A 13494-nucleotide genomic window follows, 5' to 3' on the forward strand; every position below is an offset into this window, starting at 1 on the left:
CGTGCCACGGGTTTTATAACCAGCTATTATACCATGGAACATACTACCTACTTCGGTACCAGCGAGCCCCTACCACCCCATAGAACACTAAGAGCAGGACAACTGGAATGCCTGTACGAACACGGCAACCTTCGCTACATCCGGGCCGGACAGGCCGAGGTACTTCGGCTGATCTATTCGGCGGTACGAGACGCCGACTGGCAGACGGCTCCGTATACGATAGAGGATGAGGTAGTCCAGGAGCAGCCCGATAGCTTCCGGATTACCTACACCGCCCGCTATGAAATGGGGGAGGTCCGCTATAAAGGTACCTTCCTGATCGAGGGGAGGGCGGATTGCAGCATTACCTTCCGGATGGAGGGGGAGGCGCTAAGTACCTTTAAGCGAAATCGCATCGGGATATGTGTGCTTCACCCCATAGCCGAGTGCCAGGGAAAGCCCGTGCAGATTACCCATCCCGATAGCAGTACAGAAGAAGCCCGCTTCCCCGATACCATTAGCCCTCACCAGCCTTTTCTGGATATACAGCAGATGGCGTGGCCGGTGGCAGACGGGGTGGAAGCCAGGGTACTTTTTGAAGGAGACATATTCGAAACCGAAGACCAGCGCAACTGGACGGATGCCTCTTATAAGACGTACAGTACCCCTTTGACCTTACCCAAGCCGGTACAGGTCAATGCAGGAGATACCATCAGCCAGCAGGTAACGCTACAGGTTGCACGAGCAGAAGGGGCACCCTCAATTGACCTGGATGATACCCTGTATTTTGATCTGGGAGAGAGTAAAAAGCCTTTCCCCCATCTGGGTTATGCCCGATCCACTACTCAGGAAGATCTGACCGATGTGCAGGTGGAGTTGCTGCAACAGCTGCCTTTTGATCATTACCGGGTGGAGGTAAAGCTGTACGAGGAGTGGGAGAAAGATTTCCTGCAGGCGGCCAGCGAGGCGCAACGGCTGCAGGTACCCATTGAGCTGATTGCCTACTTCAATGATGAAGCCGCCGGGCAGCTCCAGCGATTCCTGACTGGTATCAGGGAGCATTATGTGATCATCTCATCCATCCTGGTACTGCATCCTGACTCTCCCTGTACACCTGAAGGGCTGTTACAGCAGGTATATGCACAGCTAAAAGAAGCATTTCCCGGAGTACTCATAGGGTATGGTACCAATGAGTTCTTTACCGAACTCAACCGCAACCGGCCTGGCACCGGTCACTTCGACTTTGTTGGTTACTCCCTCAATCCACAGGTACACGCTACGGATACCCGCTCGCTGATCGAGAATGTGAGCGCGCAGCAGTATACCATTGCCACGGCCGGTACTTTCGCGGAGGGAAAGTCCATTCATGTATCACCCGTTACGTTAAAGCTGCGGCAGTACCCGGATGAAGAAAACCATAGCGGTACCGGACTGCCCCCGTCGGCCGATGACCGGCAGTTTACCGAACTGGCGGCCGCCTGGACCTTACTGAGCCTTCGGTACCTGAGTGGGGCGGACCAGATTACGTATTATGAAACAGTAGGTATCAAAGGAGTACTTCCCTCCGAGATCGTGGAGGACTGGGCAACGGCTTCGCCCCTGTATCAGTACCTCAAAGCGCTGAAGGACTTTGATCCCCGATGTATTGTAGAGAGTCGTAGCAGTCAACCTTTGCGGGGGGATGGACTTGTTTTGGAAAATGAAGAAGGCATGCGTATGGCCTTCTTTGTGAATTTTGAAGAGAAGGCTAATAGGTTGATTATGAATGCAGGTGGGTCAGAAGTCACACTTCCGGCTGCCTCTATACAGATTATAAGCTTCTAGGTACCTAAATATTTTACAATAAAATAATGAGTTGCTGCGGGCATATTGTGTAATTTCGGCCGAAAATTCAATTTTACGTAACAATGTGAGAGATGGAGTCTCCCATTCTTGATGAGAATATGAACGCAAACGTACACAAAGCACACCCCTGGCACGGTATCCCAATCGGAGATAAAGCTCCGGATATTGTAACTACCTTCATTGAAATTGTACCCACCGACACCGTTAAGTATGAAATCGACAAGCAGACTGGTTATCTGAAAATTGACCGTCCGCAGAAGTACTCCAATATCGTTCCTGCCCTGTATGGTTTTATCCCCAAGACCTACTGCAGCGAGCTGATCGCTCAGCTGGCCAGAGAGCGTTCGGGCCGTGATATCACGGAGGGCGACGGTGACCCGCTGGATATCTGTGTACTGTGCGAAAAGATTATCTCACACGGAAATATCATCTGTGAAGCCCGCCCTATCGGTGGTATTCGCCTGATCGACGGTGGTGAAGCCGATGACAAGATCATCGCTGTACTGAAAGGTGACGAAGTATACGGATCTTATAATGACCTGCACGAAGTACCTGCCAACGTGGTAGAGCGTCTGAAGCACTACTTCCTGACCTACAAGAACCTGCCCGGTGAGGAAGCCAAAATCGAAATTACCAACGTATACGGCCGTGAGGAAGCACTGGAAGTAATCCGTACTTCGGTTGAAGATTACAAGCAGAATTTTTATTGATCCTTCAGATCAAATGACTTGCAATGGCTCTGCCCTCGGCAGAGCCATTTTTTATGCCTATCTTTGCGGAAATTTTTAGAAAGAATTAGGTGTTAGGTAACTGGTGATTAGCTGGTTGTAAATCTATAAATAACGAGTAACGCTCCGCCGCTCAATCACCAATTGCCCAATTTGTCGAAAAAGATGAGTAACATTCAGGAAATAAAAAAGCGCCGCACGTTTGCGATTATTAGCCACCCCGATGCCGGTAAGACGACCCTGACCGAAAAGCTGCTGCTTTTTGGTGGAGCCATCCAGACCGCCGGTGCTGTAAAATCCAACAAGATCAAGAAGACGGCTACCTCCGACTTCATGGAGATCGAGAAGCAGCGGGGTATATCGGTGGCTACGTCCGTGATGACGTTCGAATACAAAGACCTGCTTATTAATATTCTGGATACGCCCGGTCACAAGGACTTTGCCGAAGATACCTACCGTACCCTTACGGCGGTGGATAGTGTCATCCTGGTGATTGACTGCGTGAAAGGGGTAGAGGAGCAGACCGAGCGCCTGATGGAGGTATGCCGGATGCGCAATACGCCGGTGATCATCTTCATCAATAAGCTGGACCGCGAAGGACAGAACCCCTTCGACCTGCTGGATGAGCTTGAGACCAAGCTGAACATCCGGGTACGACCGCTGACCTGGCCGATCAATATGGGCTCTGACTTCAAAGGGGTATATAGTCTGTACGAGCAGAAGCTGTACTTCTTTAAGATCAACAAAACCAAAGTAGAAAGCGATGTAGCCGAGGTAAGCCTGGATGATGAGAACCTGGATACCCTGGTAGGAGAGCGTGATGGCAATCAGCTGCGTGAAGACGTCGAACTGGTAGAGGGCGTATACGATACCTTCTCGGAGGAAGCGTATCAGAAAGGAGAGCTGGCTCCGGTATTCTTCGGAAGTGCCATCAATAACTTTGGTGTAAAGGAGCTGCTGGATACGTTCTGTCAGATTTCGCCGACGCCCCAGCCCCGCCCGACCGATGCCCGAAAGGTAGAGCCTACCGAGCCCAAATTCAGCGGATTTATATTCAAGATACACGCCAACCTGGACCCGCGCCACCGCGACCGCATCGCGTTTCTGCGTATATGCTCGGGTAAGTTTGAGCGGAATAAGTTTTACCACCACGTCCGTCTGGACAAAGACGTTCGTTTTGCGAGCCCATTCAGCTTTATGGCTTCTGCCAAGAGCGTGATGGAAGAGGGCTTCCCCGGTGATGTGGTAGGTTTGTACGATACCGGTAACTTCAAGATAGGTGACACCCTGACCGAAGGCGAAGACCTGATGTTCTCGGGTATCCCGAGCTTCTCGCCCGAAATATTCAAGGAGCTGATCAACCTGGACCCTATGAAATCCAAGCAGCTGGAGAAAGGAATACAGCAGTTGACGGATGAGGGGGTAGCGCAACTATTTACGCTTGACCTGGGTAACCGGAAGATCGTAGGTACCGTGGGTGAACTGCAGTTTGATGTAATCCAGTACCGACTTGAGCACGAATACGGAGCCAAGTGTCGCTGGGTACCCATGAATACCGCCCGCGCCTGCTGGATCACATCCGATGATAAGCGTAAGCTGGATGAGTTTATCCGTCTGAAAGGGAACCAGATTGGCTACGACAAAGACCGTAACCCGGTGTTCCTGGCGGAGTCGGAGTGGATGATCCGGATGAACCGTGACAACAATCCAGATATCCAATTCCACTTTACTTCTGAATTCAAAACCGAAACTGCCGTCTAGTAAATCCGTTCCAGCGGGGGCAATAAAAAAATCCGGTCGGAGATCCGACCGGATTTTTGGTATTCACAACCTTCACTTATAACCACTTGATTATTACTTGCGGGCTTCTTTGCTCCTGAGTGTTTTGCCTCCCTGCTGGTCTGACTGGTGCTTTTGGTGGTCTTTCTTCTGACCATGGTAGTTACGACCACGCTGTACATTACCCCGCTTGCGCATATCCTCGCGCAGCATCTTGTACTTATCCTGCTGGGCCGGTGTCAGAATGGCCGAAAGCTCTTTCTGATAGTTCTCGTGAGCGGCTTTCATTCCTTCACGATCTTCACTCTTCCGGAGGTCCTGCATTTTCTGCATGCGACTCATGTTGAGGGCATATACCTGTTTTTGTTGTTTATCGGTAAGCTCCAGCTTCTCTGTCATAAACTTTGTCTGGTTCTCGGCGCGCTGCTCGGGGGTAGGTCGGTCACCACCACGCTGAGCAAATGATGAGGTAAGGCCGGCAAATACCAGCATCATGGCTAACATTACTTTCTTCATTATCTATGTGGGTTTATTTTGATTTACAAGGGTTAGATAATGGGAAAGCATAAAGGTTTAATAAGGTTACAAAAAAACTTTTACAGCCACCTTTTTACCAGCGCTTCCCACTCCTCCTTCAGGGACTTGTCGGGCATGCTGGCTCCGGCCCGGCGGTACCAGTAGTTGGCGTTCCAGGTATCTCCTTCTACCCGGTGCAGGTAAGCGTGCAGCAGGTCATAGTCGCGGGTACCTTCGCGGCTCTGGGCTATTTCGTGGGCAGCGGTCCAGTCTCCATTGGCATCGTGCCAGAGCGCGGCTACTACTTCGGATACCTGCGTGGGAGGGGTAGGTTGGTCAAGTGAGGCTACAAACTGATCGTAAGTCATGGGCGTATAAGTTAAATCCGTTTACTAAGTCAAAACCGTGCGGCCAAAAATAAGGAGTAACTATCTAAAACCAATTGAGGCGCAGGCTGGTTACGTTATTCCCCCGTGACAAACCGGGAGCAAAGGCAAATGGATGGAGGTGAGCAAAATACATGAGTCTGGGTAGTAACCGTGTAAAAAGTTAACACATTTTTAAAGATTTAGGTAGTATTTTTGATTTATGAGTACTATATTTACTCAACAAGAAAGGTAACTACTCTGAATCGTCTATGCATTTTGCTCAAAATATAATCTTCCTTCGTTCGCAGCATCCGGAGCGTCCATCCCAGCAGAAGCTGGCCGATGTACTGGGCTTCAAGAAGTCAACGCTGGCAGCCTGGGAGTCTGGTCGGGCCAAACCCTCTTTTGATGACCTGCTGCGACTGGCGGAGTATTTTGGCGTATCTACGGACGATCTTCTTAAGAAGAATCTGACGGAGAAGCAGGTACGTCCCTGGATGAAAGAAGAAAACCTGCGGGTACTGGTCACGACGGTAGCTCAGGACAACCGGGAAAATATTGAGTTTGTGCCGGTCAAAGCCATCGGAGGATATCCCGAGGGGTACGGTGATGTGGATTATGTGGCTCAGTTGCCCATCTTCAATCTGCCGTTCCTGTCCAACGACCGCAAGTACCGGGCCTTTCCGTACGAAGGGGACTCCATGCCACCTATGCGGGAGGGAGCTATTGTATTTGGGGAGTACGTGGAGTACTGGGAGAAAGTCAAGAGTGGTACCCTGTGCCTGGTTGTAACGAAGGACGAAGGGGTAGTACTCAAAAAGGTATTTAACTACCTGGAAGAAAAAGGGGTGCTGGTACTGAAGTCGCTGAATGAGCGCTATGCCCCGTATCCGGTACGGAAGGAGGATATCCTGGAGGTGTGGCAGTTTGCCGGCTATTTTGATCGGGAGTTTCCGGCGTCCTGAGTTATGTGTGCTTTTGATCTGACTGATTATATGGTTTATTTATACTCTTGGTTATGAAAAAAGTTGACTTAGTACTCCAGGACTTCCGGATCATTACCCCGTACTTCACCGTCAAAGAAGCGGACGAGTTTATCTGCTTTCTGAAGGAAGCTTTTGGAGCTCAGGTGGAGTTCTGTGAGCGTCGTAAGGATGGTACTATTGACAATGCGCTGGTACTCCTAACGGATATACTTATCGAAATCAGCGACGCCAGCGCCAAGCATCCTCCCAAGTCTATCTTCATGCACCTGCCCGTCGACAACGTAGAGGTATACTACGCCAACATGGTGGCAGCAGGCGCCCGGCCCGTTACGGAGCCCACCCGGCAAAGCAATGGCGCCAGTGACTCGCTGCTGCTGGACCCCTGGAATAACCACTGGCATCTCACTACCTGGGAGTAAACGGGACTATGGAGGCTGGACCTGACCGAGAATACAGCCGTAAGATCATCCATGTGGATATGGATGCTTTTTTTGCGTCGGTCGAGCAGCGCGACAATCCCGAACTACGCGGCAAGCCCGTAGCCGTAGGAGGAGGTAGTGAACGTGGGGTAGTGGCGGCCGCCAGCTACGAAGCCCGTCGCTATGGCGTACGATCAGCCATGTCGTCGCGGATTGCCAAGCGTAAGTGCCCGCACCTGATATTTGTGAAGCACCGGTTCGAGGTGTATAAGTACGTATCGGGACAGATCCGGGAAATATTTGCAGAATATACACCGCTGATCGAGCCCCTCTCGCTCGACGAAGCCTACCTGGACGTAACCGAGAACCTGAAAGGCATGCGTTCGGCTACGCATATAGCGCAGGAGATCAAGTATAAGATCAAGCAAGCTACTTCACTGACCGCCTCGGCGGGCGTATCCTACAATAAATTTCTGGCCAAGCTCGCCTCCGACTACCGTAAGCCGGACGGGTTGTTTGTGATCAAACCCGGCGAAGGGGAAGCCTTTGTGGCCAACCTGCCGGTGGAGCAGTTTCATGGGGTAGGGCGGGTGACAGCCGAGCGGATGCATCAGCTCGGGATCCGTACCGGACTGGACCTGCGGGCCCAGACGGAGGACTTCCTGCGTAAACACTTTGGCAAAGCCGGAGGACACTACTACAAGATTTCGCGCGGTCAGGACGACCGACCCGTAGAGCCCGACCGCATCCGGAAGTCAGTAGGATCGGAAAATACCTTTGAGCGTGACCTCGAGACGCTGGCCGAGATGCAGCTTGGACTGGCGCCGCTGATCGCTGATGTGTGGCAGTGGTGCGAGCGGACGCGGATCTTTGGCCGTACCGTTACGGTAAAGATCAAACTCAACGACTTCCAGAACCTGACCCGCAGCCGGTCTACACTTTTACCCATCAAAGAATACGCCCTTATAGAGCAGATGGCCTACGATCTGCTCGAAGAAAATTTCCCTACTCCCAGGCCCGTACGCCTTTTGGGTGTGTCGGTTTCCAACCTGGAAGATACCCAGCCGTACGAGGGAAAACAGCTCACACTTAATTTTTAGGTAAAAGTTTTTACTATTTTCGGGGCTTCGTGCCGGTACCAGCCATCTGGTAGCGGCTATCCATTGCATTACACAGGGTATTTGCCACAGGCGGAAACCTGTTAATAATGCAAAACAGGAGTGCCGGATAATAGGGCTGAATACATGTGCCATAAATCAAAAGACCTGACTTATACGTTTAACTACCAGTATACTTTTACCTTAGCAATCAACACTTTAAACCAGTTACTTCAATCTAATCCAATATGAAGCAAACCCTTAGAATAGTATTTCTTCTCATCCTGTCTGTGCAGTTGTACGCCCAGATACCGGATACTTTCCAGTGGCTACCCGATGGAAGTGGTTTCCGCGATGTCGACAACAACGAGATCATCGAAGTAACCCTGCCCGGACGTACTCCCAAAACACTCCTGACCCGGCAGCAGCTCACGCCGGCCGGTGCGCAGGCTCCGCTCGAGATTCGTAGTTATACCATGTCGGAGCAGGGGGATAAAATCATGATCTACACTAATACGAAACGTGTGTGGCGCTATGATACCCGCGGCGACTACTGGCTGTATAACCGTACCAACAACACCCTCAGAAAACTGGGCAAAGGACGTCCCGAATCATCCCTGATGTTTGCCAAGTTTTCACCGGATGGTACGAAGGTAGCTTACGTCAGCGAACACAACGTATACGTGGAGGACCTGGCTTCGGGTGAGGTAAAGGCCCTGACTACCGACGGAACGGACCGTGTGATCAACGGTACTTTCGACTGGGTTTATGAGGAGGAGTTTGACGACCGGGATGGTTTCCGGTGGAGCCCCGACAGCAAGTCGGTAGCGTACTGGCAGCTTGACGCCCGCCAGATCCGTAACTTTCTGATGATCAACAATACAGACTCCATCTACGCCTTCAATGTACCCGTAGAGTACCCCAAGGTAGGTGAAACCCCTTCGCCCTATAAGATTGGAGTAGTGGATATCGCATCTGCCAGTACCAAGTGGATGAATATACCCGGCGATCCCAAGAATACCTACGTACCCCGTATGGAGTGGGCCGCTAACGCGCAGGAGCTGGTGATCCAGCAACTGAACCGCAAGCAGAACGAAAGCCGCCTGATGTACCTGAATGTGAAGTCAGGTAACGCTACGCCCTTCTACACCGAAACCGACGAAGCCTGGATCGATATCAAGAGCCGCTGGGAAGATAGCCCCGAAGGCTGGACCTGGCTCAACGGTGGCAAAGAGTTTCTGTGGGTAAGCGAGAAGGACGGCTGGCGCCATGCCTACCGCGTAAGCCGCGATGGCAAGAAGGAAACGCTCATCACCACCGGTAACTACGATATCATCAATCCGGTGCGGGTGGATGAGAAGGGGGGCTACTATTACTTTACGGCTTCGCCCGCCAACGCTACCCAGGCTTACCTCTACCGGACCCGGCTGGATGGCAAGGGACAGGCTGAGCGCCTGAGCCCCGAGGACCAGAAAGGTACCCATGCGTACGATGTGTCTCCGCTGGCCCGCTACGCCCGTCACCAGTTTTCCAACGCCCAGACCCGCCCCCTCGTGGAATGGATCACCCTGCCCGACCACAAGTCCATGGATCCTAATGCGGGCGTAAGCAAATCACTGGCTAACCAGGGAGCTCCTGATATCAACATCGAGTTCTTCAAAGTGACTACTACAGACGGCGTAGAACTGGACGGATGGATGGTAAAACCCCAGAACTTCGATCCCTCTAAGAAGTACCCCATCGTGTACTTTGTGTATGGTGAGCCTGCCAGCAGCACGATCACTGACCGCTTCGGCACCGGCCGCAACCGTCTCTACGTGGGTAACATGGGCAACGATGGCTATATCTATGCTTCTATCGACAACCGGGGTACCCCATCTCCCAAGGGCAGAGCCTGGCGTAAGGCCATCTACCGGAAGATCGGGATGATCAATATCCGAGACTACGCTGAGGGAGCCAAGGCGATGTTCCAGAAGTACCAGTACATTGACACCAGCCGCGTAGCCGTACACGGTTGGAGTGGGGGAGGAGCCTCTACGCTGAACCTGATGTTCCAGTACCCCGATATCTTCAAAACGGGTATTGCTGTAGCCGCTATTACCAACCAGCTTACCTACGATAATATCTACCAGGAGCGGTACATGGGGCTGCCCCAGGAGAATCGCGAGGACTTCATTAAAGGCTCGCCCGTAACCCACGCCAAGAACCTGCGCGGTAACCTGCTGTACATCCACGGTACCGGCGACGATAACGTACACTACCAGAACGCCGAGATACTCATCAACGAACTGGTCAAGCACAACAAGCAGTTCCAGTTTATGGCGTACCCCAACCGCACCCACGGCATACGGGAAGGCGAAGGTACCAGCTTGCACCTGGCTACGCTGTTCACCAAGTTTCTGAAAGAGCACTGCCCTCCGGGAGCCAGAGACGCTGGTAGCGTTAAATAATACATTAACAGAAAAGGGGCGGTTACCGCCCCTTTTTGTTTCTAGAACTATCTCTTTACTAAGCTCCTCCCATACGACGCCACATCTCAGCGCAGGCGCGGGCATTGTGATAAGGTCCCTTCCAGAAGTGTACCTTATCACCCCTGACGGGAGCGCCCTGACCCGTAGCTTCGTCGTAGGTCACGGTGGTGTGCCACTCGCCCTTTTCCTTATCTATAAAACTGGCCTGTATGTAGTCCCAGCTCTTTTTTGCTTTTTCCAGGAAGTGATTTTCGCGGGTGAGCTGGTAGGCGTTGTAGAAACCTACCAACTGCTCGGCGGCTACCCACCAGCTCCGGTTGTACTGGGTGTGGCCGGTGGCGGGGTCGTATTCGTAGTGGAGAGCACCATCCTTACCCAGGCCCGTAGCAGCGGCTTCGGCCATCTTTATGGCCCGGTCCCGCACGCGGGCCGTCATAGCCTCGTCGTGTAGTACTTCGGCGGTTTCGTACAGGAGCCATGAAGCCTCTATGTCGTGGCCGTAGGAGATAATCTCGTCCCTGGGCTGCCAGTTGGTATCAAAAAAGAGCCGCATCCGGTGGGTCTTGTCACTCACGATGTGCGTCAGGATCTGGTCCATCATGCCCTTGATCTGCTCCTTGAGCCTGGCATCGGGCCAGGCACGGTAGAGGTTGGTATACGCCTCGATCAGGTGCAGGTGCGTGTTCATGCTCTTGTTCCAGGGGGCTTTGCTCAGGATGTAGTCGTCGGTATCGCTCCAGTCCTGCGCGAATGCCTCCCGGTACCCGCCTTGCTTGGGGTCAAAGGAGTACTTCTCCACCAGTTCGTAGAGCTTTCTGGCTTCGGCTAGGGCGGGAGCGTGGTTGCTGGCGAGGTAGTACTCACTCAGGCCGTATATGGCAAAAGCCTGGCCGTAGATCTGCTTTTTGGTATCAAGTGGTGAGCCATCGGCTTTTACTGACCAGTACACGCCACCGTTCTGTTGGTCCATGAAGTGGCGGGTCAGGTACTGGTAGGCGTTGGCGGCGTGGGTCAGGTACTTCGATTTGTGCAGGTACTGGTTAGCCATGGCGAAGGTCCACAGGATGCGGCTGGTAACTACTACTGAACGGGGAGAGTCGGCTACCGGCTGGTTGTCGTAGTTGACGCGTCCGTGAAAGCCGTTGTGGCCGTCGGGCGTGTACTTTTCCCAGTAATCCAGAATCTTGACCAGCTCCTGACGGAAGGCACGGGCACTAAAGGGGGCTAACATAGGGTAGGTTCTATTCGTAGGTTTAAGTGCTGGTATATCATCGGGGTACCGCTACCGGATGGCCATCTGGTCCATGAGGCGGGCTATTTCGTTTACATCGGCATCCGGTTTCAGTACTACGTACTCGTGCAGGCTGTCCCGATCGGTCCGCCACTGGTTGCTGCCGTCGGCATTGACGTGGCAGTATCCCTGCTTTACGGTATCAAAGTACTTATTGGACTCATCCATCAGCAGAAACACCGCCACCTGATCCCAGCTGGCCCGTCCCTGAAATCCATTGTATAGCTCATAGGCGCGGTAGACCGGGCTACTGGGGGTAAGTTGGCCTTTGAGGTAGGTACCTCCGGTCTTGATCCGGTCGCCTACTTCCCAGCCGGCAAATACCACCGGTTTTTTCCATTCCTGTAGGCAGTAGACGGTCGAACCCGGATCGGGGCGGTAGAAGTTAGCCTCTTTTCCTTCGGGATAGGTACCTCCCATGCATAGCCACTTCGCCACTTTCTTCTGCACCAGTTCCTTACCGCTCAAGGGAGAGTATTTATCACCTACTGACTGAAGGAGGTTCTGCAGGCTGGTCAGGTGGCCGACCGTAATGATGACCACCGAACCGTCGGGGCTCTGGCTCAGCAGTTGCCGGTACAGACTGGTAGCATCCGGTGCCTTATCGTGCGAGCCAAGCGCGTGCGGGTACTCCTCGCTGAGTTGCCGGGTGTATTTTGAATGGTTCTTAAGCGCAGGCTGATTTTTCAGAAAGCCTACCGGTAGGTTGGGGCGTCCGTAGTACTGGTTGATAACAGCCGTACAGGTCGCTGCGTACGGATCATCACTGGTGACTATGACCCCTTTCAAATCGATTTTCTGCTGGTCGGCCAGGGTATGCAGCATAGCCAGCGCTTCTACATCATCCACATCCGAGTCAATGTCCGTATCCAGGATTACGCTATACCGTTGCGACATGGCACTGCTACTTAGCAGCAGACTTACATAGACAAAGAGTACTTTAAGGCAGTAGTTCATGAGGGGGTTAGAGGTTTAAACAGCGGTAAGTGGCATAGAGCCTGGTTTCTTAGTTTAATAAAAAGAACTGTCCGGAAAGTTACTGAACCTACTGTGGCAGGCTACTACTTTCGGAGGTACTTACAACAAAAAGGGGCAAAATGGGTCTTTATACCTGAATTAGGAGGAAATGCTCCCCTAATTTTCTATATTCGTCATTATTCACCACCACTTATTTCTTTACAAAATCATTAGCACTTATGAAGCACGTTTTTCTTAGTCTGCTGCTGCTATCATCGGCAGCAGCTATGGCGCAAACATCCACCCAGATGTCCGAAACCACCAAAGACTGGATCAATTCCAACGGTATGCAGTTACATTCTGCGGGTATAATCTGGGCCATGTCTTCCGCTGGAAAAGCAGAAGTACTCGGGGAAACCTACCACGATACGGTGTGGGCCAAAGGCAACATCAAGTTTTACCAGAGTATCCAGCCGGTGGGAGGGCAGCCGGTCGACAGTATAATAGGGCTGGGCCTGCGCTACAACGTACACTTCAATGAGCTGGAAGTAATGCTCAGTACGTACAAGGATGTAAAGGCCATAGAGGGACCCCGAATTAAAAACTTCTCACTCGAGAAAAACGGCCGCTCGACGCTATTTGTTAATACGCAGGAGTATAAAACGGATAAGCCTCTGAAGGGCTTCTATGAGGTACTGGTACCGGGCAAGGTACAGTTGCTGCACAACCAGCGCACCACAGTACGGAAGCCTACCTACAACGCGGCCATGGACGTGGGAGATAAGCACGTACGTATAGCCATGAACAGTGATTACTACGTGTTGCGCGATGGTACCATCAGCAAATTGAGTCCGACGAAAAAAGGGCTTCTGCAGGTACTGGGAGATCAAGCTGATCAGATCAACAGTTTTTTGAAGACCAACGAGCTTGACCTCAAAAATAAGCAGGATCTGACGCGCGTTTTTGAGTACTACAACAGCAGGTTGTAAAAGTCTGATGAAGAGGAGGATTGGTACTGTGTCAACAAAAAGTGGCTACGGCCTTCTCAGACTTTTAGT

General features: G+C 52.1%; 12 protein-coding genes. 8 read left to right on the plus strand and 4 right to left on the minus strand.

Annotated features, from left to right (window positions below):
• Nucleotides 1-33: 33 nt before the first annotated feature.
• From JTN23_RS02250 to JTN23_RS02260, 3 genes are all read left to right on the plus strand, one after another.
• Nucleotides 34-1803, plus strand: a complete 1770-nt coding sequence (locus JTN23_RS02250) for a D-apionate lactonase family protein (RefSeq protein WP_247232064.1) — start codon at nucleotides 34-36, stop codon at nucleotides 1801-1803.
• A gap of 119 nt (nucleotides 1804-1922) precedes the next feature.
• The gene (locus JTN23_RS02255) at nucleotides 1923-2534 is read left to right on the plus strand and encodes an inorganic pyrophosphatase (protein WP_247232334.1); all 612 of its coding nucleotides are present in this window, start codon (nucleotides 1923-1925) and stop codon (nucleotides 2532-2534) included.
• Nucleotides 2535-2717: 183 nt separating this feature from the next.
• The gene (locus tag JTN23_RS02260) at nucleotides 2718-4313 is read left to right on the plus strand and encodes a peptide chain release factor 3 (protein ID WP_247232065.1); all 1596 of its coding nucleotides are present in this window, start codon (nucleotides 2718-2720) and stop codon (nucleotides 4311-4313) included.
• 93 nt (nucleotides 4314-4406) lie between these two features.
• Here the strand turns inward: JTN23_RS02260 and JTN23_RS02265 are convergent, their stop codons facing one another.
• A complete protein-coding gene (locus tag JTN23_RS02265; protein ID WP_247232066.1) occupies nucleotides 4407-4847 on the minus strand; it encodes a DUF4890 domain-containing protein in 441 nt (146 codons plus the stop codon).
• Between the two features lie 80 nt (nucleotides 4848-4927).
• Entirely contained in the window at nucleotides 4928-5215 is a 288-nt protein-coding gene (locus JTN23_RS02270) for a hypothetical protein (RefSeq protein WP_247232067.1), read from the minus strand.
• A 269-nt stretch (nucleotides 5216-5484) separates the two neighbouring features.
• Between JTN23_RS02270 and JTN23_RS02275 the strand changes: the two genes are divergently transcribed.
• The 4 genes from JTN23_RS02275 to JTN23_RS02290 all read left to right on the plus strand — a co-directional run bounded on the left by JTN23_RS02275 (nucleotide 5485) and on the right by JTN23_RS02290 (nucleotide 10167).
• A complete protein-coding gene (locus JTN23_RS02275) occupies nucleotides 5485-6180 on the plus strand; it encodes an XRE family transcriptional regulator (RefSeq protein WP_247232069.1) in 696 nt (231 codons plus the stop codon).
• 53 nt (nucleotides 6181-6233) lie between these two features.
• Complete coding sequence (locus tag JTN23_RS02280; RefSeq protein WP_247232071.1) at nucleotides 6234-6620, plus strand: VOC family protein; 387 nt, start codon at nucleotides 6234-6236, stop codon at nucleotides 6618-6620.
• An 8-nt stretch (nucleotides 6621-6628) separates the two neighbouring features.
• Entirely contained in the window at nucleotides 6629-7720 is a 1092-nt protein-coding gene (dinB, locus tag JTN23_RS02285; protein WP_247232073.1) for a DNA polymerase IV, read from the plus strand.
• A gap of 245 nt (nucleotides 7721-7965) precedes the next feature.
• Entirely contained in the window at nucleotides 7966-10167 is a 2202-nt protein-coding gene (locus JTN23_RS02290) for a S9 family peptidase (RefSeq protein ID WP_247232074.1), read from the plus strand.
• Nucleotides 10168-10225: 58 nt separating this feature from the next.
• Here the strand turns inward: JTN23_RS02290 and JTN23_RS02295 are convergent, their stop codons facing one another.
• Both JTN23_RS02295 and JTN23_RS02300 read right to left on the minus strand, forming a co-directional pair.
• On the minus strand, nucleotides 10226-11419 hold the full coding sequence (locus tag JTN23_RS02295) for an AGE family epimerase/isomerase (protein WP_247232075.1): 1194 nt from the start codon (nucleotides 11417-11419) through the stop codon (nucleotides 10226-10228).
• Between the two features lie 51 nt (nucleotides 11420-11470).
• On the minus strand, nucleotides 11471-12436 hold the full coding sequence (locus JTN23_RS02300; protein WP_247232076.1) for a nucleoside hydrolase: 966 nt from the start codon (nucleotides 12434-12436) through the stop codon (nucleotides 11471-11473).
• 239 nt (nucleotides 12437-12675) lie between these two features.
• Between JTN23_RS02300 and JTN23_RS02305 the strand changes: the two genes are divergently transcribed.
• On the plus strand, nucleotides 12676-13425 hold the full coding sequence (locus JTN23_RS02305) for a hypothetical protein (protein ID WP_247232077.1): 750 nt from the start codon (nucleotides 12676-12678) through the stop codon (nucleotides 13423-13425).
• Nucleotides 13426-13494: the final 69 nt, after the last annotated feature.

Source organism: Telluribacter roseus (assembly GCF_017355915.2).
Lineage (GTDB): Bacteria > Bacteroidota > Bacteroidia > Cytophagales > Spirosomataceae > Telluribacter.